General features: G+C 64.3%; 21 protein-coding genes. 11 read left to right on the forward strand and 10 right to left on the reverse strand.

All coding sequences use genetic code 11. The features are described from left to right. Positions 1–52: 52 nt before the first annotated feature. Positions 53–535, forward strand: a complete 483-nt coding sequence (locus tag BKA07_RS11270; RefSeq protein WP_167950969.1) for a MarR family winged helix-turn-helix transcriptional regulator — start codon at positions 53–55, stop codon at positions 533–535. A gap of 51 nt (positions 536–586) precedes the next feature. On the opposite strand, the gene BKA07_RS11275 is transcribed toward BKA07_RS11270, so the two are convergent. Next, on the reverse strand, positions 587–1,105 hold the full coding sequence (locus BKA07_RS11275; protein WP_167950970.1) for a GNAT family N-acetyltransferase: 519 nt from the start codon (positions 1,103–1,105) through the stop codon (positions 587–589). Continuing rightward, complete coding sequence (msrB, locus tag BKA07_RS11280) at positions 1,102–1,527, reverse strand: peptide-methionine (R)-S-oxide reductase MsrB (RefSeq protein ID WP_209044228.1); 426 nt, start codon at positions 1,525–1,527, stop codon at positions 1,102–1,104. Before msrB ends, BKA07_RS11275 begins: the two co-directional genes overlap by 4 nt. Positions 1,528–1,711: 184 nt before the next feature. On the opposite strand from msrB, the gene BKA07_RS11285 reads away from it, so the two are divergent. Further along, complete coding sequence (locus tag BKA07_RS11285) at positions 1,712–2,911, forward strand: alpha/beta hydrolase family protein (RefSeq protein WP_167950972.1); 1,200 nt, start codon at positions 1,712–1,714, stop codon at positions 2,909–2,911. Positions 2,912–2,939: 28 nt separating this feature from the next. On the opposite strand, the gene BKA07_RS11290 is transcribed toward BKA07_RS11285, so the two are convergent. Continuing rightward, positions 2,940–5,633 carry a penicillin acylase family protein gene (locus BKA07_RS11290; protein WP_209043951.1) on the reverse strand — a complete coding sequence of 898 codons (2,694 nt, stop codon included), beginning with the start codon at positions 5,631–5,633 and terminating at the stop codon, positions 2,940–2,942. A 159-nt stretch (positions 5,634–5,792) separates the two neighbouring features. On the opposite strand from BKA07_RS11290, the gene BKA07_RS11295 reads away from it, so the two are divergent. After that, complete coding sequence (locus BKA07_RS11295) at positions 5,793–6,566, forward strand: Rossmann-fold NAD(P)-binding domain-containing protein (RefSeq protein ID WP_167950973.1); 774 nt, start codon at positions 5,793–5,795, stop codon at positions 6,564–6,566. Positions 6,567–6,602: 36 nt separating this feature from the next. On the opposite strand, the gene BKA07_RS11300 is transcribed toward BKA07_RS11295, so the two are convergent. Further along, positions 6,603–7,151 (reverse strand): hypothetical protein, encoded by a 549-nt coding sequence (locus BKA07_RS11300; protein WP_167950974.1) that lies wholly within the window; start codon positions 7,149–7,151, stop codon positions 6,603–6,605. A 10-nt stretch (positions 7,152–7,161) separates the two neighbouring features. Next, complete coding sequence (locus tag BKA07_RS11305; RefSeq protein ID WP_167950975.1) at positions 7,162–7,971, reverse strand: L,D-transpeptidase family protein; 810 nt, start codon at positions 7,969–7,971, stop codon at positions 7,162–7,164. 60 nt (positions 7,972–8,031) lie between these two features. On the opposite strand from BKA07_RS11305, the gene BKA07_RS11310 reads away from it, so the two are divergent. The 4 genes from BKA07_RS11310 (at position 8,032) to BKA07_RS11325 (ending at position 12,980) form a co-directional block, all read left to right on the forward strand. Further along, positions 8,032–9,297 (forward strand): DUF6636 domain-containing protein, encoded by a 1,266-nt coding sequence (locus BKA07_RS11310; RefSeq protein WP_167949061.1) that lies wholly within the window; start codon positions 8,032–8,034, stop codon positions 9,295–9,297. 284 nt (positions 9,298–9,581) lie between these two features. Continuing rightward, on the forward strand, positions 9,582–11,354 hold the full coding sequence (gene leuA / locus BKA07_RS11315; protein ID WP_167950976.1) for a 2-isopropylmalate synthase: 1,773 nt from the start codon (positions 9,582–9,584) through the stop codon (positions 11,352–11,354). Between the two features lie 124 nt (positions 11,355–11,478). Further along, positions 11,479–12,207 (forward strand): DNA repair protein RecO, encoded by a 729-nt coding sequence (gene recO, locus BKA07_RS11320; RefSeq protein ID WP_167950977.1) that lies wholly within the window; start codon positions 11,479–11,481, stop codon positions 12,205–12,207. Then, positions 12,204–12,980 (forward strand): isoprenyl transferase, encoded by a 777-nt coding sequence (locus BKA07_RS11325; RefSeq protein WP_167950978.1) that lies wholly within the window; start codon positions 12,204–12,206, stop codon positions 12,978–12,980. Before recO ends, BKA07_RS11325 begins: the two co-directional genes overlap by 4 nt. Before the next feature lie 225 nt (positions 12,981–13,205). On the opposite strand, the gene BKA07_RS11330 is transcribed toward BKA07_RS11325, so the two are convergent. Beyond that, on the reverse strand, positions 13,206–15,008 hold the full coding sequence (locus BKA07_RS11330; protein WP_167950979.1) for a DEAD/DEAH box helicase: 1,803 nt from the start codon (positions 15,006–15,008) through the stop codon (positions 13,206–13,208). A gap of 337 nt (positions 15,009–15,345) precedes the next feature. On the opposite strand from BKA07_RS11330, the gene BKA07_RS11335 reads away from it, so the two are divergent. Together BKA07_RS11335 and BKA07_RS11340 are read left to right on the forward strand one after the other, a co-directional pair. Beyond that, positions 15,346–16,725 (forward strand): glycine--tRNA ligase, encoded by a 1,380-nt coding sequence (locus tag BKA07_RS11335; RefSeq protein ID WP_167950980.1) that lies wholly within the window; start codon positions 15,346–15,348, stop codon positions 16,723–16,725. A gap of 476 nt (positions 16,726–17,201) precedes the next feature. Next, positions 17,202–18,419, forward strand: coding sequence for a YibE/F family protein (locus tag BKA07_RS11340; protein WP_167950981.1), 1,218 nt, complete (start codon positions 17,202–17,204; stop codon positions 18,417–18,419). Positions 18,420–18,582: 163 nt separating this feature from the next. Here BKA07_RS11340 and BKA07_RS11345 read toward each other — a convergent pair whose 3' ends face one another. Together BKA07_RS11345 and BKA07_RS11350 are read right to left on the reverse strand one after the other, a co-directional pair. Further along, entirely contained in the window at positions 18,583–19,974 is a 1,392-nt protein-coding gene (locus tag BKA07_RS11345; protein WP_167950982.1) for an aspartate aminotransferase family protein, read from the reverse strand. Beyond that, positions 19,971–20,456 (reverse strand): Lrp/AsnC family transcriptional regulator, encoded by a 486-nt coding sequence (locus BKA07_RS11350; protein ID WP_167950983.1) that lies wholly within the window; start codon positions 20,454–20,456, stop codon positions 19,971–19,973. Before BKA07_RS11350 ends, BKA07_RS11345 begins: the two co-directional genes overlap by 4 nt. Before the next feature lie 192 nt (positions 20,457–20,648). Here BKA07_RS11350 and BKA07_RS11355 point away from each other — a divergent pair, with 192 nt between their 5' ends. Then, positions 20,649–21,977 carry a M24 family metallopeptidase gene (locus BKA07_RS11355; RefSeq protein ID WP_209043952.1) on the forward strand — a complete coding sequence of 443 codons (1,329 nt, stop codon included), beginning with the start codon at positions 20,649–20,651 and terminating at the stop codon, positions 21,975–21,977. 56 nt (positions 21,978–22,033) lie between these two features. Here BKA07_RS11355 and BKA07_RS11360 read toward each other — a convergent pair whose 3' ends face one another. Further along, complete coding sequence (locus tag BKA07_RS11360; RefSeq protein ID WP_167950984.1) at positions 22,034–23,422, reverse strand: L-lactate permease; 1,389 nt, start codon at positions 23,420–23,422, stop codon at positions 22,034–22,036. 78 nt (positions 23,423–23,500) lie between these two features. Between BKA07_RS11360 and BKA07_RS11365 the strand changes: the two genes are divergently transcribed. Then, positions 23,501–24,049, forward strand: a complete 549-nt coding sequence (locus tag BKA07_RS11365; protein ID WP_167950985.1) for a helix-turn-helix domain-containing protein — start codon at positions 23,501–23,503, stop codon at positions 24,047–24,049. 151 nt (positions 24,050–24,200) lie between these two features. Here the strand turns inward: BKA07_RS11365 and BKA07_RS11370 are convergent, their stop codons facing one another. Beyond that, the gene (locus BKA07_RS11370) at positions 24,201–25,457 is read right to left on the reverse strand and encodes an integrase catalytic domain-containing protein (protein WP_209043926.1); all 1,257 of its coding nucleotides are present in this window, start codon (positions 25,455–25,457) and stop codon (positions 24,201–24,203) included. Positions 25,458–25,531 lie beyond the last annotated feature (74 nt).

Genomic DNA, 25,531 nt, shown 5'->3' on the forward strand with positions numbered 1-25,531 from the left:
ATCATTAGTACACTCAGTAAATTGTCGGGTTCATCGAGAGGACGCTGAAGCAATGTCAACCGCTCAAGATCCGGCCGCGCACGATCCGCTGGCTCTGGAGAGTCAGATCTGCTTTGCCCTGTCCATTGCCTCACGCGGAGTCATCTCCGCCTATCGATCGGTGCTCGAGCCCATTCACCTCACTCACCCGCAGTACCTGGTCATGTTGGCACTGTGGCAGCACGAGCGACTGCCGGTGAGGCAGATCGCGGAGCTGCTCCGACTCGAAGCGGCGACGGTGTCACCGCTGATCAAGCGTCTCGAGACCCTGGATTACGTCGAGAAGCGGCGCAGCAGCGAAGACGAGAGGGTCGTCGAAGTCTCTTTGACGGAAACCGGCGCGAAGCTGCGGGAGACGGCAGAGGCGATTCCCGGGCAGATGATGGCGAAGCTCGACATCGGCGAAGCGGAGATGCGCGAACTCCACTCGACGATGACGCGGATCATCGCCGCGGTCGATGCCTCTCAGGCAGAAGAGGCCGGAAACGTCGCCTGAGCCGAGGCCACGCACGGCGAAGCACACGCACGATGAGAACCAGACGCCGACTCAGACGCCCGCCGGTCGTGACATCGGGGTGTGCTCGATCCCGTCCTCGTGGAATCGGGGACCGTTCGGTCTGAAGCCGAAGCCGGAGTAGAACGCCTCGAGGTGGGTCTGCGCGTTCAGGGTCAGCAGCCGGTGAGCATGGGCGGAGACGAGTTCGCCGATGAGCCGCCGACCCCACCCCTCGCCGCGAACGAGGGGATTCGTCACGACACGGCCGATGCTGCGCGCCCCGGGCTCGAAGGCCGGGCCGTCGCGGAGACCGGGCGGCAGCATCCGGGCATAAGCCTTGGGCGCGAGACTGCGGCCCACCTCGGCGCCGTGCGTGTCCGGCAAGGTTCGGGCCTCAGCGGGGTAGAAGACATGCAGGGTCTGCGGCAGCGTATCCACACCGTCCTGGTCGAGGAAGACGCAGTTCTGCTCGACGACGAAGACCTGGGACCGCAGCTGCATGATCCCGTACAGCTCCTCGATCCTCAGCTCGTCGAAGGTCTTGACGACGAGCCGAGATGCTCCGCTCACTCCTGTTCGTCGGTGAGTTTGAGCGAGATCGAGTTGAGGCAGTATCGCTGGTCGGTGGGGGTGTCGTAGCCTTCGCCCTCGAACAGGTGGCCCATGTGCGAATCGCAGTTCGCGCACCTGACCTCGATGCGCTCCATGCCCATCGAGGAGTCGCGGAGGTAGCGGACCCGGTCTTCGGCCAGGGGAGCGTAGAACGAGGGCCAGCCGCAGTGCGAGGAGAACTTCGTGCCGGAAGGGAACAGGTCTGCCCCACAGGCGCGGCACTGGTACATGCCCACCGCGGTCGTGTCGACGTACTCGCCGGTGAAGGGACGTTCCGTGCCACCCTGCCGCAGCACCGCGAACTCCTCGGGAGTGAGCACGTCCTGCCAGCGGATCTCGTCGGGATTGGCTTCTGTGTTGACGTTCGGGGACTGACTCATCGCGACCTCCGGTGCTTGTCGATTTCTGCTGCAATCCATTGTCCCACTGTAACCGGACGCCCGGTGAGCCGACCTCCGGCGGTGGCCGATGCAACAGCATTCGGGCTCTGAGAACCCTCTGACCTGCACAACAGCGTTTGGAGACTTCTCATTCCTTGGGTGACAATGAAACCAGGAGGTATTCATGGTTCGCGACACTAAATTTCCGACTCGCCTGCTTCTGGCATCGGTGGGTGTCGGTGCTGGAATCGGCGCCGTGATCTCGGTGGCGTCTTCGGGGCTGGCCGTCTACTTCGCGCGCAAGATCGTCGTTCCCGAGAACGCGCCGGAAGAGCTCGAGATCCTCCACATCGACGGATTCTCGCCCAATATGCGCATCCATCTGCCTGCCGATGAGGAGACGACGGTGCGCGGCACCTATGGTCTCTACTTCAATCAAGGCGCAGGCCACGCCGTGATCGGCGACATCGTCGAATACGACCCGAGATCGAGGACTGTGTCCCGAGAGATCCTGTCGGTCACCCGAGGTGACATCAAGCGCGCCTCCCACGGTCGGTGGACCGGCATCGTCTATCCCGAGCCGGTGGCCGCAGGCGTCAACGCCGAAGACATCGAAGTCGAATCCGACGCGGGCAGACTGCCGGCCTGGTTCCTGCCCACCGACCATCCCGAACCTCACGACACCTGGGCCATCCTCGTCCACGGTCGTGCCAGCACCCGGGCCGAAGGTCTGCGCGCCGCCCCCGTCCTCAACACCCTCGGCATTCCCGCGATCGCCATGTCCTACCGCAATGACGCGGAGGTCAGGGTCGAGACCACCTCTCGCTACGGCCTCGGCGACACCGAATGGATCGACGTGGATGCGGCGATCGATTACGCGGTGGCCCACGGAGCCCGCAGCGTCGTCCTGTTCGGCTGGTCGATGGGCGGAGCCATCTCACTGCAGGCGACGTCTCGCGGCCGCAACAGACGCTACGTCAAGGCGCTCGTCCTCGACGGGCCTGTCGTCGACTGGGTCAACGTCCTCGACGGTCAGGCCCGCCGGAACATGCTGCCGACCCCGATCGCCAAGCTCACCCTGGAGATGATCACCCAACCGTGGGCGCGTCCGATCACCGGTCTGCAGACTCCCTTGGATCTGGGGAGGCTGGACTGGGTGACACGGGCTGCGGAACTCGACGTTCCGGTGCTGCTCATCCATTCCGACGATGACGAATTCGTCCCCTCCTCGCCGTCCCATGCCCTCGCCTCCGTCCGACGTGACCTCGTGACGATGCCCGTCTATGACAAGGCTCGCCACACCAAGGAATGGAATATCGACCCCGTCCGGTGGGAGGACGATGTGGCGAACTTCCTCGAAGCGAAGGTCCTGCCGAAGGACTGAGCCCGCCAGGGCTTCAAGAACCCGCCTGTCAGGGTTTCAGGAGCAGAGTGTCCTCCGCGTGCCGGTCCAGGGCGTCGCGGGTGAACGGCCAGGGGCGGGTCTGATTGGCGGCCCAGTCATCGGCCTGATCCGCATAGTGCGGATGAAAGGCATGCCCCGAGGCGCCGGTCAGATTGATCCACCGGGACTGGTTGAAGTTCTCGAGGTCGACGATCTGCCGCATCGAGGGCACCCAGTTCGCCTCGAATCCCACGGAGGCGTCCCAGCCGGTGGCATTGACCTCCCCCGAACCTCCCGAGACCTCATAGGGCCCCCGATTGAACAGCCTTTCGACGGCATCGATCCCTGATTCGCCGAGGCTGGCGTTGCGGATGGTGACTCTGTGCAGAATTCCCCACCGCCAGGTCACGGGTTCGGATCCGAGCAGATCTTCGGTCCGCTTCCACGCCGAGTCCATGGCCCGCGCGAGGGCTTCGTCCCTGTCCTCGACATCGGCGTCTGCCCACCAGTCGGAGTCGGGCTCCTTCAGCAGGTTCTTGATGACGAGGTACCAGTGTGACCCGCCTGCCGGTGGCACCTCGTCGGGCATCTTCGGAGCGAACACTTCGTCGAGCAGCGTCGCGAAGAGAACGTTGAAGTACGCTGCTGCGGCACTGTGGGCATCATCGTGGCCGTTCCAGGACGACAGCAGATCCTGGGCCGCGGCGATGTCGGTGTCCTCGCCGGCATCGATCTCGAGGAGCAGTGGGATGAGAGTCAGTGCGAGGGGATTGAGGTCGTCTCTTTGGATGCGTGACATGTCCGCGGTGGTGACATCTCCGGCCGAGATCGTGTCCCGGATGAGCTTCGTGATCCGCCGAGCCCGGTCCCCGTGGTCGAAGTCGCTGCCCAGCTGCACCGACTCACCGGGGCGGGTGAGCGGATTGTTTGCCGTGACGATCCATCCGCGGTCGGGGTTGAGCATGCGTGGCAGGTCCTCGAAGTCGAGGTAACCCTGCCAGTTCTCGTCTGTGTCCCAGCCGTGGCGGGGCAGCATGCCATCGCCCTCACCGCGGCGCGGGATCCTGCCGGGTGCCTGATAGCCGATATTGCCGTGTGTGTCGGCATAGATGAGGTTCTGGGCGGGCACGTCGAAGTTCGAGGCGGCCCGCCGGAACTCGGACCAGTTCGTCGCCGCGTTGAGCCCGAAGATCGCCGAAGCCGTGTCACCGGGCTCCAGAGCCGTCCACTGCAGTGCCAGCCGGTAGCGGTCGTCCGCAGCTGACTTCGTGCCGGCGGTGCTCGCCCCGGTCGATGCGTCGAGGACGTCGCGGTAGGGGCCGGCCAGATCCGAGATGATCGGTCCGTTGCTCGTCGATCGGATCGTGATCGTACGCGGTTCCTCCTTGGCGATCTTCACGGTCTCCTTGCGCGTGGTCACGGGCTCGTTGCCGGAGTCGCGGATCACCTCGCCGTCTCGGACCTTCTCAACGACGAGGTCGGCGACATCGGCTCTCAGGTTCGTCAGCCCCCAGGCGATGTCCTGGTTGTGGCCGACGACGATTCCGGGCAGCCCCGAAAAGGAGAACCCTGTGACGTTGAACGGGCACTCGGCGGTGACCTCGGTGCAGCGCAGGCCGATCTGCTGCCACACCGAGGGCATTGCCGGGGCCAGGTGCGGATCATTGGCCAGCAGCGGCGCACCTGTGGCGGTGTGCTCGCCGGAGACCACCCACGAGTTCGACCCGATGTCGTGACTGTTCGTGCCCAGGAGCACGGGCAGCGAGTCCAGGTGCTGTTTGAGTTCGCCGAGGCTGTCGGGTCCTCCGGCGCTCACGTCGTCTCCCGGTTGCCTGGTCACCTCGCCACCGGCGTGTGCTTCGTCGTTGCCCGCGTCATCGGCGGAAGGCCCGCCTGCCGCGGACTCGCCGCCGGCGCTGTCGGATCCGCCGGCGGCTGCTGGGCGTTTGCCGTCGTGGGTGCCGTTGATGATCGTCGGACGTGTGTCGTAGGGGTAGTCGGGGAATACCTCGGACATCTGCTCGTCATCGAGGGTGGTCCGACTGATCGCCCGATCGATCTCGTCCTCGACGTTCGATCTCAGGTCCCAGGCCATGGCCTTGAGCCAGGACACGCTGTCGACCGGGGTCCATTCCTCGATCTCGACACCGCCGGCTTGGAGGCCGACGATGCCGTACTCGAGGGACACCTCGGTGGGGGACTTGTCGTGCAGGTAGGAGTTGACCCCCTCGGCGTAGGCCTCGTAGTAGCCGCGCGTCGTCTCGTCGAGAGCTGCGACCTCCTGTTGGGCGACCTTCCTCAACCCCAGTGTGCGGATGAAGGAATCCAACTCGAACTGTGACTCGCCGAAGAGCTCCGAGAGCCGACCGGACGTCACATGTCTGCGGAAGTCCATCTCCCAGAAGCGATCCTGGGCGTGGACGAAGCCCTGGGCCATGAACAGGTCATGGGCGGTGCTCGCCTCGATGGTGGGGATTCCCGCGTCATCGCGGGTGACGCTGACTTCCCCGTCGAGACCGGGGAGGGAGATCTCGCCCTCGGTGGTGGGAAACGGACTGCGGACGAGGAAGACACCGCACAGGGTGAGGACGAGGAGTAGGACGAGGAGCACGGCGACGATGCGAATGAGGACCTTCGCACTCACGAAGCGATGCGCAGCACTCGAGGAAGGACGGATCGCTGCCTCCAGATCGCCGGAATGCTCCGCATCTGCTGCCGCCATGAGTCTCCTTGGGCCGTCCTTTGCACGTCAGCTCAGATTATCAGGTCGAACGGCGTCATCAGGGTGATCCGGCGGGCAGGCGACGGTGAGGGTGGCGAACTCGGCGAAGAAGCGATCGAGTCGTGTCAGGACCGTGGCGCTGCCACATAGACTCGAGGCATGCACATCCTCATCTTCGGAGCCTCCGGCCATGTCGGCACGGGCCTGGCCCGACATCTGTCCGCATCCCACCGCATCACGGGCGTCGTCCGCTCACAGCCGGTGGCGAGGGCACCCTACGCTCCCGTTCTCGTGCCCGACTGGGTGGATCGGCCCCGATCGGTCATCGACGAACTGACGCGGACGGACGCACAACGGGTCGACGCGGTGATCGCCGCAGTGGGCGGATGGTACGTCGATGAGGCGATGATCGACCGCGGCATCGCCTCATTCGACAAGGACTACTCCTCCTACCTGCGCAGCCATTTCGCCGCCTGTGCCGTGACTCAGGCGCTCGCCGATTCCGGGACTCGTACCGAGGCCGGGGCTCGTGCCGACGCCGGGGCGTCCGCCGAGGCTGATCGGTCCGCCGAATCCGAGGCATCCGCCGAGGCTGATCGGTCCGCCGAATCCGAGGCATCCGCCGAGGCTGGTCGCAGCGAGCAGATCCGCCACCTGACGCTCAACGGCGTCGCCAGCGTCGAAGCCTGCGTCGGCTCGGGAGCGATCAGCGTCTTCGGTGCAGCTCAGGAGATGCTCCTGCGAGTCGCCGCGGCCGAGTCGAGATCGGTCCTCTTCCGTGAACTCAAGGTCATGGCTCCCATCGGCGGCGATGACCGCAATGACCTCAGCGGGGGAGTGGAGACGATCGGCATGTCGGCTGTCGCCGATGCCGCGGGCGAGGTCCTGTCCCGACCCGGCGACTTTGAACTGACCACGCAGCTGAAGGTCTAGGACCTGCTGTGGGCTCGTGTCGCTGGTCGGTTCGGGTCAGGCTTTGACGTAGCGGATGAAGACCTGGTCATGCACTGTCTTGGCATCGATGACGCGCAGCTCGAGGCTGGCTTCGAGCTGGGAGAAGTGGCTGCCGGAGTTCCGGCTGTAGCGCGGGCTGAGGCTGAGGTGCAGTTCGGCTCCCGGGTAGGCATCGAGGAGTCGGTAGGCGAGATTGGGACCGGACTCGCACACGAGGGTGTCGTTGACGGACTCGATCGATTCGAGCACCCGGGTGAGTGTGTCGGGGGAGAAATGCTGCGCCCGGTAGTCGAGGCCGCGTTCCTCGAGCTGACCGGACAGCACCTCGGGATCCGACTCGGTGAGGACATGCACCGGCGTGTGCTCGAGAGCTTTTCCCGGCGCGTTGACCAACGGCAGTGCGGGATTGAGCGCAGTCCTGCGGTCGATGATGATGGCTCCGGCGCGTCGCCGCAGAGATTTGAAGTATTCGAAGTCGGTCTTGGTCGACACGCCGGTCGACCAGCCGTCCTGAGCGTACGACCCGTTGATCGTCTGCACGAGGGAGATGATGAGCTCACGCATCCGGGTTCACCTACTTTCGCAGTTGGGGTTCGGGGCCCATGGCGATCCGGGGATGGGCCTGCGGATCGATCGTCTCGAGGATCCACTTGAGGTCGTCCTCCTTGAGCGTCACACATCCGTTCGTCCCCGAACCATGGTCGAGATGCAGCCAGATCCCTCCGCCCTTGTCCCAGCCGAGAGGACGAGTGCTGTCAGTGGGCGGTGTGCCCGGTACGCGGTTGTAGTCGATGGCGATGATGTAGTCGAAGACCCTGTCGTATTCGGCCCCATAGGCCACCGTCGCTGAGGAGGGGAGCCTGTCATTCTGAGTGTAGGGCAGCTGCGTGCCCGGATCCGATTTGTATCCGCCAGCATCGCTGAGGGTGAAGACGCCGATCGGCGAGGTCTTGTCTCCTTCGCGGCGATCGGCCAGCCACCCCTTCTTGCCGCTGTGGAAGTCGAAGGTCTTGAGCCTCTTCCACTTCTCGTCGGTGAATCGGAAGAAACTCAGCTCTCCCGAATCCGATTCCGCATCGTGCGCGCTGGCGACGAGGACTTGGGATGTCTCGACCGGAATCTTCGCTGACGTTTCGGGGCCGAGCCCGGGGACCGGGACGGAGTGGGCGGGGCCCGTGGAATCGACGCCGCTGCCTGCTCCGGTGGGAGACATCTGCGCTGGGGCGGCGAAATCACCGATGTCGTTCTGCTGTGCCGGGGCCGCGACCATCGCGGACTCGACGGGCATTGCGTCGCCGCCGGTCGGCGTCCCACATGACGACAGCGTCAGGCTCAGAAGGGCGACCGTCAGGCTGGTCCCGAGTCGGGTTCCACCACTGAACATGAAGTCATCATCTCATGAACCTTGAGAACACTGCGGTAGTGACTATGCGAAAATGAGACCATGAGCATTCCACCCGTGCCGAACCACCCTCCGCGCCCAGGGCGCCGGAAACCGGCCGAGGAGTCTCCGGAATCGATCACCACCCAGTTGTTCATCGGCCAGGACAAATCGCCGACCGCGGATGGAGCGACCCAGGCCCTCAGCCCGGAGGAGCTGGCCAGGCTCCGGTCGATGGTCTCGTCCGACGGCGTCGAGGCCACCGAGGTGCTCCGCCTCGAGGAGCTGCGTCAGCTTGCCGCGGCTGAGGACGACGAGTCATCTGCCGGCGATGAGAAGCCGCGCAAGGTCAAGTCCGAAGACATCGCGGAGGCCGAAGCCGCCTCTGCACCCAAACAGTGGAATCCGCAGGGAGGGCCGCCTCAGCGCGCTCCGAACCCCGAACCATGGGGCTCCGATTTCGGGGCACCTGGTCCTCCCGTTGCCGGCGGTCCTGCTGCTGCGGGCGGTCCTGCCGGTGGCCCTCCTGCCGGCGGTCCTGCGGCCGCAGCAGCGCAGGCTCCGCAGCGGCCCAATCCTCATTCCCGACCTGTCGCCCACACCGGAAACGAGCCGCACGTGCCAAACGGCGCATCAGCCTACGACCCTCACACAGCAGCCTACGCGGGGCACAGTGCTCCCGCAGGCGGACCCTACGGTCCAGGCGGCGGTTTCGGCCCCGGCGGCCCCTCGGGGCCGGGTGGGCCGGGCGGCCCCACTGGACCGGGCGGACCGTACCGACGCGAACCCGAGACGAAGAAGGTGCCGGGGTGGCTCTGGGCGCTGGCCTCGATCGCTCTGGTCGCCGTCCTGGCCATCGTCGGCTACATCGCATGGGACTCGACACAGGGCAACGAGGAGACCGCATCGGGAACTTCGTCTCAGGAACCCTCGGACGGCGCGGGTGCCGAGACCGAGGGGCCGGCGTCCTCGTCACCGCCGGCGGCAGTCGAGTCGTTCAAGTCACCGTCGGGCAACATCGCCTGCACGATCGATTCGGAGCGCGCCCGGTGCGTGATCTCCTCCTACGACTACAAGGCCCCGGACAAGCCCGATGAGTGTCAGCTCGACGAATGGGGCGCCATCGTCGTGGCAAACACGGAGGGGGCCGGCTTCTCCTGCCGTCAGGCACCCGACTCCTCGGGCCCCGCTCGAGTCCTCGGCTACGGCGAGTCGATCACAGCGGAGGGGATGACCTGCACATCGACCCGAGAGGGGATGACCTGCGAATCGGATGACAGCGGAGTCGGATTCACCATCAGGCGTGCCTCGGTCGATTTCCTCGACTGAGCCTCTGCCTCGTCAGGAGCGACGACTGCCTCGTCAGAGCCTCTGACTCCCTCGTCAGAACCGAGCGCACGATGCCGATTCGGGACCGACCGCCTCGGCGAACTCGGGACGCTGGTCTTAGAATTTGGACAGATGTGGGCGAGACCGGGCGATCGGGGCTATGTTGAATACGTGGCTCACAGGTTGCTCCTCCTTCCTTGCCGCGACGAGTCCTGATCGGACAGCACACTCGTCGCGGAGTTTTTCCTATGCTGATGAAGCACACGATGAATGATTGAGGAACCATGAAACTGCAGAAGCCCACCCCCATGCCGTTCAGCAAGTACAAGTCCTTCCAGGACCGAATCGCTCTCGATATGCGAGACCGCACCTGGCCGGACAATCTGATCCGGAAGGCTCCGCGCTGGCTGAGCACGGACCTGCGAGACGGCAATCAGGCCCTCATCGACCCGATGACGCCCGAACGCAAACGCATGATGTTCGACCTCCTCGTCAAGCTCGGGTTCAAGGAGATCGAAGTCGGCTTCCCAGCGGCCAGCCAAGTCGATTTCGACTTCGTCCGCGACATCATCGAACAGGACGCCATTCCCGACGATGTGCGCATCTCCGTGCTCACCCAGGCCCGTGAGGATCTCATCGAGCGCACCGTCGAATCCCTCGTCGGGGCGAAGAAGCCGACCGTCCACCTCTACAACGCGACGGCACCCGTCTTCCGCAAGGTCGTGTTCGGCTTCGAGGGCGAAGGCTTCGACGAAACCCGCGACATCGCGACCCGGGGCACTCAGGCGGTCATGAAGCACGCCGAGTCGCTCCTGGGCGATGCGGACTTCGGCTACCAGTATTCGCCGGAGATCTTCGTCGACACGGAACCCGAGTTCGCCCTCGACATCGTCGGAAACGTCCTGGACATGTGGCAGCCGGCATCCGGACGCGAGACTGTCGTCAACCTGCCCGCCACCGTTGAGCGTGGTACCCCGAACACCTACGCCGACCAGATCGAATGGTTCTGTAAGAACATGCCCTACCGCGACGAGGTGGCCGTGTCCCTGCACCCCCACAACGACCGCGGAACCGGTGTCGCGGCCGCTGAGATGGGCATCATGGCCGGCGCCGACCGGATCGAAGGCTGCCTCTTCGGCAACGGCGAGCGCACGGGCAACCTCGACCTGGTGACCGTGGCACTCAACCTGTACACGCAGGGAGTCGACCCCGAACTGGACTTCTCGGACATCGACGAGGTCATCCACACCGTCACCGAGTGCAATCAGATCGGTGTCCACGAACGCCACCCGTACGGCGGCGACCTCGTCTTCACCTCGTTCTCCGGCTCGCACCAGGACGCCATCAACAAGGCCTTCGCCGACCGTGAGAAGAAGGCGAACGAGCAGGGTGTGCCCGTCGACCTGATGGAATGGGACATGCCCTACCTGCCGGTCGACCCCAAGGACCTCGGCCGGTCCTACGAGGCGATCATCCGTGTGAACTCCCAGTCCGGCAAGGGCGGAGTCACCTACCTGCTCAAGAGCGAATACGGTCTGGATCTGCCCCGCCGCATGCAGGTCGAATTCTCCCGCGCCGTCCAGGCGCACACGGAAGGCGGGGGAGAGGTCTCGGCCGAGGAGATCCGCCGCATCTTCAACTACGAATACCTGCCCAGCGACGATCCGGACAGCACCTGGGGCCGGTTCCAGATCGTGGGTCTGCGCACCGACTCGGGAACCGTCGACGACTCGGGGAGCTCCGAACGCGTCGAGGTCGATCTCATCGTCGACGGGCAGGAGCGCAGCTACGAAGGCCGGGGCAAGGGGCCCATCGATGCGCTGGTCAAGGTCCTCATCGACAACTTCGACGTCGATGTCCGACTCCAGGACTACACCGAGCACGCCATCGGTTCGGGTGCTGACACCATGGCCGCCGCCTACGTCGAGCTCGCCGTCGAGGACCGTGTGGTCTGGGGTGCCGGACTGCACCCGAACATCACGAAGGCCTCGCTCAAGGCCGTCGTGTCGGCGGTCAACCGCGCCGCTCGCGATCGCGACGGTGACCGCGAACGCTGATTCACTCATGAGTGCATCCGGAATCTGAGTGCGCCCGGAATCGCGGATCGCCGAGGTGCAATCTCACAACTGACACGGAGTGCGGCGGGGGTCATTCCCCGCCGCATTCTGCGATAATGGCCGGGTGCACAACTATCGGGATGAAGGCATCGTGCTCCAGGGGCACAAGCTCGGCGAGGCCGATCGAATCGTCGCTGTCCTCACTCGCAGCCACGGTCTGATCCGCGCAGTCGCGAAGGGCATTCGCCGTACGAAGTCGCGCTTCGGCTCCCGCTTGGAGCCGTTCATGCTCGTCGATCTGCAGTGCCACGTCGGCCGCAGCCTCGACATCGTCACGCAGGTCGAGCTCATCGAACCCTTCGCCCGCGGCATCGCCGCCGATTACGATGCATATTCGGCTGCGACTGTGATGGCCGAGACCGCCAGCCGCATCACCGAGGTCGAGCCCCAGTCCCGCACTCACTTCCTGCTCCTGGTCTCCGCAGTCCGCTCCCTGTGCAGGGGAGAGCACCCGCCGAGGCTGGCCCTCGACGCGTATCTGCTGCGGGCCATGTCGGTCGCCGGATGGGCACCGAGCCTGCTCGACTGCGCACAGTGCGGCAGATCCGGCCCTCACCGCGCGTTCTCCGCTGCACTGGGCGGGGCCGTGTGCACCACCTGCCGTCCCAGTGGTGCGGCACTGCCGGACACCGACGCGCTCGAGCACATGGCGGCACTGCTGTCGGGCGACTGGCAGCAGGCGGAAGCCTCCGACCTCCACGATCAGATGGATGGGTCGAAGCTGGTCTCAGACTGGGTGTCGTGGCATTTGGAGCGCAATATCCGATCACTGAGAGTACTGGAGAGCAGATGAGCTACCCCGCACCACCCCCGCACCCCAGCGGAGCCCGCCCGCCGCGCATCGAGGCGAAATTCGTCCCCAACCACGTCGCCGTGGTCATGGACGGCAACGGCCGCTGGGCCAATGAGCGGGGGCTGCCCCGCACCGAGGGGCACAAGGCAGGGGAGGCCTCTCTGCTCGAGGTCATCCACGGCGCCATCGACATGGGGGTCGACTACCTGTCGGCCTACGCCTTCTCCACAGAGAATTGGAAGCGGTCCCCGGACGAGGTTCGCTTCCTCATGGGCTTCAACCGCGACGTCATCCGCCGTCGCCGTGACGAGCTCAACGCCCTGGGTGTGCGCATCGTCTGGGCCGGACGTCGTGGCCGTCTGTGGCGTTCGGTCATCGATGAGCTCGAGACCGCTGCCGAGATGACCAAGGACAACACTGGCCTGGTCCTCCAGTTCTGCGTCAACTACGGCGGCCGTTCGGAGGTCGTCGACGCGGTCAATCAGATCACCGCCGAGGTGGCCGCCGGCAAGCTCAAACCCGGAAAGGTCAGCGAGAAGACCGTCCGTTCCCGTCTCTACGCCTCGCAGGTGCCCGATGTCGATCTGTTCCTGCGCTCCTCCGGCGAACAGCGGACTTCGAACTTCCTGCTGTGGCAGTCCGCCTATGCGGAGATGGTCTTTCAGGATGTGCTCTGGCCCGATGTCGACCGTCGCACCCTGTGGGCCGCGATCGAAGAGTATGCCCGCCGTGACCGACGCTTCGGCGGCGCCGTCGACGCCCCCACCGCCTGACGAACCATCCCCTGTCGGTCCAGAGCCCCGGTCGCATCAGCGCGGTGAACCGACAAATGCGCGGTTCCTGCACCGCGTATTTGTCGGTTCACCGCGCTCGCGAGCACAAGAGGCCGGTATCACCAGTCGTGTGCGCGGATGCCGAAACGGCCCCGCAACAATGAGGTTGCGGGGCCGTTCCGTCTCTTCAGGCGCCGAGCTGTGACGCCCTGACGGTGCAGGAGCTCAGAAGCGGTCGCGGCTGCGATTGTCGCTGAACTTCTTGCCGCCTCCGCGACGGTCATTGCGGAAGTTGCGGCCATCGCCGGGCTGCTTGTCGAAGTTGCGTTTCTTGAAAGGGCGACCCGGGCGGCCCGAATCCGGACGGATGTCGATGGGACGGCCCTGGATCTCGGTGTTCGAGAGCTTGCTCATGACCGAAGAGTCGAGGTCCTTGGGCAGATCGACGAGGGTGTGGTTCGAGCGGATGTCGATGTGGCCGATCTGCTTCGACGTGAGGCCGCCCTCGTTCGCGATGGCACCGACGACCGCACCCGGCTGCAGGCGCTCGTTGCGTCCCAGAGCCAGACGGTAGGTGGTCATGTTCTCATCACGCTGGCGTGGTCCGCGCTCACGACGACCACCGTCACGACCGCCGCCGTCACGGTCACGGCCGGGCTTGCCGCGAGCAGGCTCGGGCATGGGCTCGGCCTTGAGGGAGTTCGACTCGAGAACCATCGATGCCAGGGCGGCGGCGATGTCCGTGGCCGGAACGTTGCGGGAGAGTTCGTACTGTTCGATGACGGTGGCGAGCTCGGTCAGCTCGGTGGTCGCCAGCACATCGTCGATGCGCTTGGTGAACTTCTCCACACGAGTGTTCGTCAGCTGTTCGACGCTGGGCATCGTCAGCGGTTCGACCTTCTGCTTCGTCGCGCGTTCGATGGAGCCGAGCAGACGCTGCTCACGCGGGGTGATGAAGAGGATGGCCTCGCCCGAACGTCCGGCGCGGCCGGTGCGGCCGATGCGGTGGACATAGGACTCAGTGTCGTGGGGAATGTCGAAGTTGACGACGAGGGTGATGCGCTCGACGTCGAGGCCGCGGGCGGCGACATCTGTGGCGACGAGGATGTCGACCTTGCCGCTTCGCAGCATGTCGATCGTGCGTTCACGCGCCTGCTGCGGAATGTCGCCGTTGATCGCTGACGCCTTGAATCCACGCGCACGAAGCTTCTCCGCCAGCTCCTCCGTGGCCTGTTTGGTACGCACGAACATGATGATGCCCTCGTACTCCTCGACCTCGAGGATCCGGGTCAGGGCGTCGAGCTTGTGCGAGTGCTGGACCATGAAGTAGCGCTGGCGGATGTTCGACCCTGTCTGCGACTTCGAAGCGACGCGCACCTCTTCGGGATTGTCGAGGTACTTGCCGGTCAGACGGTGGATCGATGTCGGCATCGTAGCGGAGAACAGAGCCACCTGGCGCTCGTCGCCGGCCTGGCTGAAGATCTCCTCGATGTCCTCGGCGAAGCCCATCTTGAGCATCTCGTCGGCCTCATCGAGCACGAGGTGCTGCAGGCTTCCCAGCTTCAGGGAGCCGCGCTTGAGGTGGTCGATGACACGTCCCGGGGTGCCGACGACGACCTGCGCACCGCGCTTGAGGCCGGCCAGCTGCGGACCGTAGGCCTGACCGCCGTAGATGGGGAGCACGGAGAAGTCGTCGAGGTTCGTCGCATAGGAGGTGAATGCCTCGGCGACCTGGATCGCGAGCTCACGGGTGGGAGTCAGCACCAGAGCGAAGGGACCATCGGTGGCACGACCCGCCTCGGCGAGGTGGGACAGGGCCGGAAGGGCGAAGGCCGCGGTCTTGCCGGTGCCGGTCTGGGCCAGTCCGATGACGTCGCGGCCCTCGGTGAGGGCGGGGATGGTTGCGGCCTGGATGGGGGTCGGGGTCTCGTACCCCTGGGCTTCGACGGCCTGGAGGACGAGCGGGTGGAGACCCAGTTCGGAGAACTTCTGTGTAGTCGGTTCGTCGGTTGCGGACACATCTGTCATGAGTTTTCTCTCTCACGTCGGCACACGCTTGATCGCAGATGACTGTGGTGGCGATCTACCCTGCGGCCGCTTGTGCAATCATCGTGAGCAATCCGGGCCGAAACCGTATGAGATCCAAGGCATGCTTGGACAGACTTGAAAACCGTCAGTACGGAGAAAGGTTTGGGTGTGCCTCAAGTTTACATGCCCTGCGCCCGCCGAGGCGGTTCCCGGGCGCAAAGAAAGTGTGAGTTCCATCGCCCATGAGTCGACTCCTCCGGGCCATGGCCGAACCGATAGGCTGTACCTGCAAGCCACGGCAGCCGGCCGTCGGCGAACTACCTCAAGGAGAATTAACGTGGCACAGTCCAAGTTGGATGCCGTCATCGCCCTGGCCAAACGCAGAGGATTCGTCTTCCAAGCCGGAGAGATCTACGGCGGGTCCCGTTCGGCTTGGGACTACGGCCCACTGGGCGTCGAACTCAAGGACAACATCAAATCTCAGTGGTGGCAGTCCTTTGTCCGCGGACGGGAGGACGTCGTCGGACTCGACTCCTCGATCATCCTGCCCAAGCGCGTGTGGGAGGCCTCCGGACACGTGGAGACCTTCGTCGATCCTCTCGTCGAATGCCTCAACTGCCACAAGCGCCACCGCGAGGACCACCTCGTCGAAGCCTATGAGGCCAAGCACAAGAAGGCCCCCGAGAACGGCATGGCCGACATCGTCTGCCCGGACTGCGGCAATCGCGGCCAGTGGACCGAGCCGCAGGAGTTCTCCGGTCTGGTCAAGGCCTTCCTCGGGCCGGTGGAGTCGGAGGCGGGTCTGAACTATCTTCGCCCCGAGACCGCGCAGGGCATCTTCGTGAACTTCAACAACGTGGTCACCGCTGCACGGAAGAAGCCGCCGTTCGGCATCGGCCAGATCGGCAAGGCCTTCCGCAACGAGATCACTCCCGGCAATTTCATCTTCCGCACCCGTGAGTTCGAGCAGATGGAGCTCGAGTACTTCGTTCGCCCCGAAGAGGCCGACGACTACTACCGCGAATGGGTCGAAGCCTGCTGGGACTGGTTCCTCGACCTGGGCATCTCCGAGGACAACGTGCGCCGCCTCGACGTTCCCGAAGACGACCGGGCACACTACTCGTCCGGCACGATCGACATTGAGTACCGTTTCGGGTTCCAGGGATCGGAATGGGGCGAGCTGATGGGCGTGGCCAACCGCACCGATTACGACCTCGGCACCCACACCGAGGCCTCAGGGGCGAAGCTGCAGTACTTCGACCAGGCCAGCGGCGAGCGCTTCACCCCGCACGTCATCGAACCCTCCTTCGGGCTGACGCGGTCCATGATGGCATTCCTCGTCGATGCCTACACGGAGGACGAGGCACCGAACACGAAGGGCGGGGTGGACAAGCGAATCGTGCTGCGTCTTGATCCGCGTTTGGCTCCGGTCAAGGCGGCCGTCCTGCCGCTGAGCCGGAACGAGAAACTGTCCCCTCAGGCCAAGGAGCTGGCTGCCCGCCTGCGCAAGCGCTGGAACATCGACTTCGACGATGCCGGCGCGATCGGTCGGCGCTACCGTCGCCAGGACGAGATCGGCACCCCGCTGTGCATCACGTTCGACTTCGACTCGCTCGATGACCAGGCGGTCACGATCCGCAAGCGCGACGACATGAGCCAGGAGCGCGTCAGCCTCGATCAGGTCGAGAGCTATCTGGCCGTGCACCTCGGCGTCTGAGGGGCCAGTGCATTCGCCGATGCCCGGGCATCTGAGCAGTCGGCGGCGTGCACAACTTGCGCCCGCGCGGCGGTGTCCTCGCTAGCGCCAGCGCGTCGGTGCACAACAATCGCTAGGTTAACGTGCGAGCGTCCAGCATTAGTGCTTGACCTACACACTTCCTCCTAGCGGGCGCTGAGGTTTGGGTCCGTTCGGCCGTGGCAATGCTCGACCGGGCCCAAGCTACCGCTCTGCGTCGCCTCGGACAGCGCCGGATGTGGATGCTCACGCACACAATCCCATCCAGTCGGCGCACGCCGTCACACAATCGCATCCAGTCGGCGCACGCCGTCACACAATCCCATCCAGTCGGCGCACGCCGTCACATAATCCCATTCAGTCCGCGCACGGAGTCACAATGCGCATCGACACGAAGGTCCGCCTTGCATATGACGCTCCAACGGGAGCCTACGGCCTCGCCGAGGGTTCGCCTGATCATGATCGTGTGTCTCCTTCCGCTGGTCCTCATCACGATCGGGGGCCTCTTCCTGCTGTGGCCGCACGGACCGGAGCAGGACCTGCCCGGCGGCGGCCCGATGACGAATACAGCCGACGGGACCTCCCACGCCGAAGCCAGAGTCACCTCCGTCGACGCTGCGGACTGTGAGACCGGTGAGTCCGATCCGATGGTGCAGGCCGACTGCACAACATTCATGGCCGAGGTGGACGGACAGGAGGGCAGTCTCTATGTGACTCCCGATGCGATCATGGGCGGGGTCGGCGTCGGAGACACACTCAAGGTCCTCGACTTCACGAAGTCACCTGACCGCGCTGCGGCAGGCACCGACTACGTGTTCATCGATTACGACCGAGACGTCCCGATCTTGGCGTTGGCGATCATCTACGGACTCGTCGTACTCGCCATTGCAGGTTTTCGGGGGCTGCGAGCTCTGACCGGTCTTGCCTTCGCCGGTGCAGTGCTGCTCGTGTTCATGCTCCCGGCGATCCTCGACTCCAAGCCGCCGATTCTCGTGGCGATGGTCGCCGCGAGTGCGATCATGGTCGTTGCCCTGTACCTTGCCCATGGTGTGTCCCCCCGGACGACCACAGCCCTCTTCGGGACCGTGGCCGGCATCATCATCACAGGACTGCTCGGGGCATGGATGACCTCTTGGGCGAACCTGGGCATCGCTTATACCGAAGACGGTTTCCTCCTCGCAGAGACTACGGGCGTGTCGATGACAGATCTCATCGTCTGTGCGATCCTCGTCACCGGACTCGGTGTGCTCAACGACGTGACGATCACGCAGGCATCGGCCGTATGGGAATTGGCCGACGTTGCGCCGGATCTCAAGTCCAGGCAGCTCTTCGCGAGAGCAATGCGCATCGGCCGTGACCATATCGCGTCAACGGTGTACACGATCACGTTCGCCTACGTGGGGTCGGCACTGACCACGCTCATCATCATCTCGGCCCATGACCAGTCGTTCTTCGAGACCCTGACGCTGGGCGAGATGTCGATAGAGGTCGTGAGCATCCTCGTGTGTTCGATCGGCCTCGTCATCGCCATCCCCCTGACGACGGCGCTGGGCGTGCTCGTGGTGCGCTCGGGGCTGCATCCATCGCTCCCACGCAATGCAGGTGCACGCACCACAGGGTCACACCACGCGGAGCCACGAAATGCGGAGGCACACCACGCGGAGCCACCCCAATAGAAGGCACGCAACGAGCGAAGATTCCGCAGCTGACACGGCAGCGGCTGCTGACGCCGTTCCGACGAGCCGCTGAGAATCAACTTTTTCCGGCAGCACTATTCCATCCGGCAGCACAACAACGGCCCCGACTCCTCGATGAGGAATCGGGGCCGTTTCGCTGTGCTCAGAGCTTCGTCCAGGCTTCGGTGAGGACTCCACGGATGATCTGCTCGATCTCGTCGAACTCATTCTGACCGACGGTCAGCGGAGGCGAGAGCTGGATGACCGGATCTCCACGGTCATCGGCCCGGCAGTACAGGCCGTTCTCGAACATCTTCGCGGACACGAAGTTCTTGAGGATGCGCTCGGACTCCTCCTCGGTGAAGGACTCCTTCGTGTCGCGATCCTTGACGAGTTCGATGCCGTAGAAGAAGCCCTCACCGCGGACGTCGCCGACGATCGGCAGATCCTTGAGCTTCTCGAGCGTGAACTTGAAGGCCGCTGCGTTCTCGTGGACGTGGTCGTTGAGCTTCTCCTTCTCGAACACGTCGAAGTTCGCCATCGCGGCAGCACAGGAGACGGGGTGACCGCCGAAGGTGTAGCCGTGGTAGAAGGTCTCGTGACCGCCGGGGCCGAAGGGCTCGAACAGACGGTCGGAGGCGACCATCGCGCCGAGGGGAGCATAGCCTGAGGTGATGCCCTTGGCGCTGGTGATGATGTCGGGAACGTAGCCGAAGTCGTTGCAGGCGAACATGTGACCGATACGGCCGTAGGCGCAGATCGTCTCGTCGGAGACCAGGAGCACATCGTACTCATCGCAGATCTCGCGGACACGATCGAAGTAGCCGGGAGGCGGCGGGAAGCAGCCGCCGGAGTTCTGCACCGGCTCGAGGAAGACGGCCGCGACCGAATCGGGTCCTTCGAACTCGATGGCCTCGCCGATGCGGTCTGCGGCCCAGCGGCCGAATGCCTTCTCATCATGAGCGTAAGGCTCGGGGGAGCGGTAGAAGTTCGTGTTGGGAACCTTGATCGCTCCGGGGACCAGCGGAGCGAACTGTTCGCGCAGGTCGGGCAGTGAGGTCACGGACAGGGCGCCGTGAGGGGTGCCGTGGTAGGCGGTCGCACGCGAGATGATCTTGTGCTTGCCGGGCTTGCCTGTGGCCTTGAAGTAGTTCTTCGCCAGCTTCATCGCCGACTCGACCGAGTCACCGCCGCCGGAGGTGAGGAAGACCCGGTTGAGGTCACCCGGTGCATAGCTGGCCAGGCGCTCCGAGACCTCGATGGCCTGCGGGTGGGCGTAGGACCACAGCGGCATGAAAGGCAGCTGCAGGGTCTGGTCGTACATCGCCTTGGCGATCTCTTCGCGCCCGTGACCGACCTGGACCGTGAACAGCCCGGCCAGGCCATCGATGTACTTCTTGCCCTTGTCATCGAAGATGTGGTGGCCCTCACCACGGGCGATGATCGGCGCTTCACCGCCGTTGAACAGTGATTGGTGCGGAGACATGTGCATCCACACGTTGTTGCGAATGGCATCCTGATAGTCGGTGCCGGCTCTGGTGACATTCTCTGTCATGGCGTCCCCCAATTGTATTTTTGCTTTTCGAGTGAGAGGTACATGAAGAGCTCCGTGTCCACGACCGCGTCGATCGAGCGGAGCTCCTCATTGACGAATTCGATCAGGTGTCGATCCGATTCGCATACGATCTCGACCAGGATGTCGAACGACCCTGCGGTGACGACGAGATAGTCGATCTCGTCGTATCCGTGGAGCCTGTCGCAGACCTTCGAGATATCGCCCCGAACTTTGACTCCCACCATGGCCTGTCGGGCGAAGCCCAGACTCAAGGGATCGGTCACGGCGACGATTTCCATGACGCCGGAATCGATGAGTCTGGAGACCCGTTGGCGAACGGCGGCTTCGGACAGGCCGACGGACTTGCCGATCGCGGAATAGGATTTGCGTCCGTCGTGCTGCAACTCGACGATGATCGCTTTCGATTTGTCGTCGAGGTTGCCCAGGCGATGACTGCTTCCGCTCGGCATCAAGTGGGCCATTCTTCACCTCCGTGATTTGGGTCTCAGGCCAATCTACCATTGAATTCGTCGGAATGCGCATCGACCCATGCGAATTCAGTCGAATAGTGAAAATATTGATTCTGGATTCGTCATGATTGAGTGATCTCGCAGCTGACAACACGCTTCTCGCAGTGATTGACACACTGTGATTCGGCTCACCACACTGTAATCATGAATGAGGGTGAGCTGTTCTACGCTGGTGAGGACAACCGGCCGGATGTGCACGGAATGCGCCCCGGGGCCGAACAGGGCCGAGCGGCACAGGAGGTCAGGGCTCGCCCGCAGCCGAGGCCGGGCGAGGTCGACACGATCGGCGCGAACGACCTGTCGTTCTCACCGGACGAGTATCTGGGCCGGATCGCCTCGGTGCGCAATCGGATGCTCGACCAGGGGTTGTCCGCGCTCATCGTCACCGACCCTGCGAACATCTACTATCTGACCGGATACAACGCCTGGTCCTTCTATACCCCGCAGCTGCTGTTCGTCCCGGCCGCAGGACCGCTGACCCTGTTCCTGCGGGACATGGACGCCAGAGGGGCCACGCACACCTCGTGGCTGCCGCCGGAGGACATCGTCGGCTATCCCGAACGCTATGTGCAGCGGCCGCACATCCACCCCTTCGACTGGGTGGCCTTCGCGCTGCGTCAGCGCTGGGAAGTCGCCCGCGCTTCCGTATCACCGGTCGGCGTCGAGATGGACTCCCACTTCTTCTCCCCGCGGGCCTTCCGGTCCCTGGTCAACGGCGTGCCCGAGTGGCGACTGGTCGACTCGTTCGAGCTCGTCAATTGGATCCGGGCGATCAAGTCCCCGGCCGAGGTGGCGCTGATGCGCAATGCCGCCGAGGTGACCACGGCGTCGATGGAGGCGGCACTGGCAACCATCGGGGTCGGTGTGGGCCAGAACGAGGTCGCGGCCGAGATCGCTGCTGCGCAGGCCCGCGGACGTGGCAGCTCCTGGGGCGACTATCCGGCGATCGTGCCTCTGCTTCCCACGGGGGAGAGCGCCGACACGCCGCACCTGAGCTGGACGGACCGGAAATTCGTCGCCGATGAGTCGGTGAGCATCGAACTGGCAGGCGTCCACCGTCGCTACCACGTGCCTCTGGCACGAACCGCAGTGGTCGGCAAACCGAAGCAGGAGCTCATCCGCCTCGAGGGGGTCGTCGCCGAGGCGCTGGCCGCGGTCCTCTCTGTCGCGGCACCCGGCGTGCCCACTGCGGAGCTGGCGCGCACGTGGAACCGGGTCCTGGCCCTGGCAGGATTGGAGAAGCCGAGTCGCCTGGGGTATTCGATCGGGATCGGGTATCCGCCCGACTGGGGCGAGCGCACGATCTCGATCCGCACCGAGGACGATCAGATCCTCGAGGCGGGGATGACCTTCCATCTCATCTGCGGCATGTGGATGAACGGGTACGGCTACGAACTCTCGGAATCCGTGCTCGTCACCGATACCGGCTGCGATACCTTCACCGCATTCCCGCGCGAGCTCATCCGGGTCTGAGCCGTGCCTCTGCCGGTGCCTGACCCCGGCCCGGCTCGGGTCGTTCCGGAATCGGCTCAGACCATGAACTGAATCCAGAGCCCGATGAGCAGGGCGGCGGCAGCGATGATGGCCAACGTGCGACCCTGAACCCAGCCGATGTCGTACGCCGAGGCGGGCGCTGAGGGATCGGCCATCTGGACAGACATCGCCACGCGCGGAGGCGCGGCGAGGGCTGCGAACGACCCCGCAGCGTTGCCCGCTGCGACGACCGGAAGAGATGAGACGTGGGATGCGGTGGCGATCGAGTCGACGGTGCCGGTGAACATGGAGTTGGCGCCGGTGTTCGAACCTGTGACCACGGCGCCGACAGCCGTCAGCCACGGAGTCAGGACGATGAGGCCGGAGGGCACCAGAGACCCGATGGCCGCGCTCATGCCTGTGGTCGTCATGATCCACCCCATGAGCATGAAAGCCGCCGTGCCCGCACCGATGGGGGCCCATGAGCGCAGTGCGGAGCCGGTGACGGTCCGTCGTGAGGTCACCGTCAGCGCCGCGATCCCGCAGGCGGCGGCGAGCCAGAACGGGGGAGAGGCGATGACCTGGGTCAGCAGTGTGGGAAGGGCCGAGTGGAGTGCGCGCGCCGACAGCAGTCCGACCGTCAGGGTGGCATAGGGAAGGACGGCCAGACCCAGCTCTCGGGTGAAGCCGGTCCTGCGGCGGCGGATGACGAAGAGACCTCCCATGACGGCGATGACCAGGAGAGAGCCGATGACTCCGGCCGGGGCCATGCCGATGACGACGCTGGCGGTGAGGATGCCGGTCCACATGAGGGCCGCAGCGGCGAGGATGCCGAGGCAGGAGACGAGGCCGGGGCGCATGATGAGGATCACCGAGACGGTCACGATGGCCACGGGGATCGCGTTGACCCCGGCTGTGGCCACACCGAGCTCGTCGACGTCGAGGCCGGCCAGCGCGGCCGCCACTGTCGTCCCCGGGCCGAGTGCACCCCAGGGTACCGCGATGAGACCCAGAAGGCCGAGGGTCGCCGACTGCCGCAGCGAACACCCGAGCAACCTGAGGACGGGCACTCCGACCGTGACTCCGATGCCGAAGCCGGTGACGGATTCGGCGAACGGGACGAGTCCGAAGACGACGAGCGCAACGCCGAGCGAACGACTGGGTGCTGCGGACTCGACCCAGGCGGAGATCTCTCCCATCGAGCCCGCGGTCTCCAGCAGGCGGGCCAGGACCATGCCGAAGAGGAGGATGAGGGCGACTTCGAGGATTAGAGGGAAGTAGTCCGCGCCCGATTCGAGCAGAGTCGTCAACGGTGTGGGAAAGAAGAAGGGCACGACGACCACAGCAGCGATGACACCGGCGGTCGCGGCGATCCACGAGCTCTGCTTGAAGATGAGCAGGGCGATTGCAAGGATAATGGGGGCAAGTGCCAACAGCGGAGTCATGTGATCGGTTCCATCATTCGAATAAGTTTACCTTGGTGGAATCCACTCTACTATCCAAGAACAATCTATGATGTGACAATGGCGAACACAGAGGACCTCGGAGCTCGAGTATTCGGCGCGCGAATCAGGGCACGCCGCAAGTTCAACGACCTGACGCTCAATGAGCTCGCCGTTCGCGCCGGGATCTCGCGGGCGGCCCTGTCGAAGATCGAACGCGGCGAGCAGGATACGTCGGTCACGAACGCCATGGGCCTCTCCCGTGCCCTCGGGGTCGACGTCGGCGAGCTGCTCGCCCCTCCGGAGGTCGTGATCACCCCCGGCAGCGCCATCCCCGTCCACAGCTCCTACGGCAGGGGAACATGGCGGCGTGATCTGCCTGCCCCACAGGAGAACATGGAAGCCGTCCACTACAAGCTTGATCCGCATTGCGAAACCGCTTCGTTCGACGCACACCGCAGCGGTTCGCGGGAGACCTTCTTCGTCCTCGCCGGCACCATTGAGATCGTCACGATCGATCGCAGGACCACGCTCACTGTCGGCGACTGCGCACAGGCTCCCGGCGATGTCCCGCATCAGCTGTCCAACCCGGGCGATGAGCCGGCGGAGCTCATGCTCATCATCGTCTGAGGCGCAGCTTCGAAAGTTCGGCAGCCGCGGCGGTCGGTGCCCCGAGGTGCCTCAGTGGGGAAGCGCGGGTTCCCTGTCGTGTCCCGTAATGCCTCATGTCAATATGCCCGCGAAAAGTTTCCGATGCCTCACATAGATTTGCCCGCGAAACTTACCCCGTCTTGACTCGCACACCCTTGCGCACATCCGGCAACGCTGACGGGAACGACGCTAGATAGAGCTGCTCAGTCTTCTTGCTCGATAGCACCAGCAACCGGTCCTGGACCCGAGCGATCTCAGCAGCGATCTTCGCCGGATTGAGACCATCGCGATACGCCGTCATCTCCTCGACCTGTTTTGGCGAGAGCACGCCGGCCTCGAGGAGCCTGTCGAACGGTGTTCGCGGAGCATCATAGATCCGTTTACGCCGCCCATTCTTCGTCGACCCATACCCAGTCGGTTTGACCGTGGGCATCAGATAATTCACCCGATCATTGACCAGATGCCATAACCGGTTCAATGCTCGTCGCTCCAGATCAGTGTCGTAGCGATAGTAAAATCCGTACCGGCGCACGACGTGATTGTTCTTCGACTCGATGGTGGCCTGATCGTTCTTCTTATACGGCCTGGACCTGGTGAAGTAGATACCCTTCGATCCGGCCCACTCGATGACGTATTGGTTGAGGAACTCCGACCCGTTATCGAAGTCCAGACCAGTAATCTCAAACGGAATCTCACGAGCCGCAGTCTTCAATCCGGCCAGAATGTTCGTATGCGCGTTGTTACGCACCGTGCGCGAGAACGTCCACCCGGTATGGAAATCGGTGAGGTTGAGCGTGCGTGCGAATTCCCCAGACTCGACAGGACCACAGTGGGCGACGGTATCGCCTTCGAAGAAGCCGGGTTCGTCTTCGACCTCGTCACCGGCCCGCCGAATCGTGATCGCCGAGCGTAGCAAAGAACCCGGCTTCGTTGTTGAGATCCCATTGATCGCGTCCCTGGCTCGCATAGGTTTGAGGTACCGGTCGATCGTGGCCGGACTCATCGCCAATAGCTCCTTGCGCACGTGCTTGTCGTAGCGGTCCTGGCCGGTGGTGAGCTCGTTGTGGGCTTCGAGGAGGTCAAGGAGGATGCGCATCGTGGCGTGAAGGTATTTGCCGCACTGGCCGCCCGAGATCGCCCACACGCGCTGGAGAACCTTGACCGCGTCGTAGGAGTATTTCCTCGCACGCGGCTTCCGAGGCTGTTTGGCGACCTGCCGGCCGGGCCCTGGCGGATGTTTAGCTGCCTGAGTCAGACGCCGTCGAGCGTTGTCGCGGGTCCACCCCGTGACTGCCACGACTTCGTCGAGCACGGCGCCCTTGTTCTTCTTCGAAGCCTTCTTGTATTGCCTGGCGTATTTCGTGGTGATCTCTGTACGAGTCGCCATCGACAGTTCACTCCCCATAGCTTCCGAGGATCCACCATTTCGCGGGCAAAAGTATATGAGGCACCGAGGGTGGC

The organism is Brevibacterium marinum (assembly GCF_011927955.1).
GTDB classification, from domain to species: domain Bacteria; phylum Actinomycetota; class Actinomycetes; order Actinomycetales; family Brevibacteriaceae; genus Brevibacterium; species Brevibacterium marinum.

What these genes read in the sequence shown, in the direction of transcription:
- BKA07_RS11325 (WP_167950978.1), top strand. Translation starts at nt 12,204, where the DNA reads ATGAGCTACCCCGCACCACCCCCGCACCCCAGCGGAGCCCGCCCGCCG.
- BKA07_RS11295 (WP_167950973.1), top strand. Translation starts at nt 5,793, where the DNA reads ATGCACATCCTCATCTTCGGAGCCTCCGGCCATGTCGGCACGGGCCTG.
- BKA07_RS11345 (WP_167950982.1), bottom strand. Translation starts at nt 19,974, where the DNA reads ATGACAGAGAATGTCACCAGAGCCGGCACCGACTATCAGGATGCCATT.
- BKA07_RS11340 (WP_167950981.1), top strand. Translation starts at nt 17,202, where the DNA reads ATGATCGTGTGTCTCCTTCCGCTGGTCCTCATCACGATCGGGGGCCTC.
- BKA07_RS11305 (WP_167950975.1), bottom strand. Translation starts at nt 7,971, where the DNA reads ATGTTCAGTGGTGGAACCCGACTCGGGACCAGCCTGACGGTCGCCCTT.
- BKA07_RS11360 (WP_167950984.1), bottom strand. Translation starts at nt 23,422, where the DNA reads ATGACTCCGCTGTTGGCACTTGCCCCCATTATCCTTGCAATCGCCCTG.
- BKA07_RS11350 (WP_167950983.1), bottom strand. Translation starts at nt 20,456, where the DNA reads ATGGCCCACTTGATGCCGAGCGGAAGCAGTCATCGCCTGGGCAACCTC.
- BKA07_RS11355 (WP_209043952.1), top strand. Translation starts at nt 20,649, where the DNA reads ATGAATGAGGGTGAGCTGTTCTACGCTGGTGAGGACAACCGGCCGGAT.
- BKA07_RS11310 (WP_167949061.1), top strand. Translation starts at nt 8,032, where the DNA reads ATGAGCATTCCACCCGTGCCGAACCACCCTCCGCGCCCAGGGCGCCGG.
- BKA07_RS11270 (WP_167950969.1), top strand. Translation starts at nt 53, where the DNA reads ATGTCAACCGCTCAAGATCCGGCCGCGCACGATCCGCTGGCTCTGGAG.
- msrB (WP_209044228.1), bottom strand. Translation starts at nt 1,527, where the DNA reads ATGAGTCAGTCCCCGAACGTCAACACAGAAGCCAATCCCGACGAGATC.
- leuA (WP_167950976.1), top strand. Translation starts at nt 9,582, where the DNA reads ATGAAACTGCAGAAGCCCACCCCCATGCCGTTCAGCAAGTACAAGTCC.
- BKA07_RS11285 (WP_167950972.1), top strand. Translation starts at nt 1,712, where the DNA reads ATGGTTCGCGACACTAAATTTCCGACTCGCCTGCTTCTGGCATCGGTG.
- BKA07_RS11370 (WP_209043926.1), bottom strand. Translation starts at nt 25,457, where the DNA reads ATGGCGACTCGTACAGAGATCACCACGAAATACGCCAGGCAATACAAG.
- BKA07_RS11365 (WP_167950985.1), top strand. Translation starts at nt 23,501, where the DNA reads ATGGCGAACACAGAGGACCTCGGAGCTCGAGTATTCGGCGCGCGAATC.
- BKA07_RS11330 (WP_167950979.1), bottom strand. Translation starts at nt 15,008, where the DNA reads ATGACAGATGTGTCCGCAACCGACGAACCGACTACACAGAAGTTCTCC.
- BKA07_RS11290 (WP_209043951.1), bottom strand. Translation starts at nt 5,633, where the DNA reads ATGGCGGCAGCAGATGCGGAGCATTCCGGCGATCTGGAGGCAGCGATC.
- BKA07_RS11300 (WP_167950974.1), bottom strand. Translation starts at nt 7,151, where the DNA reads ATGCGTGAGCTCATCATCTCCCTCGTGCAGACGATCAACGGGTCGTAC.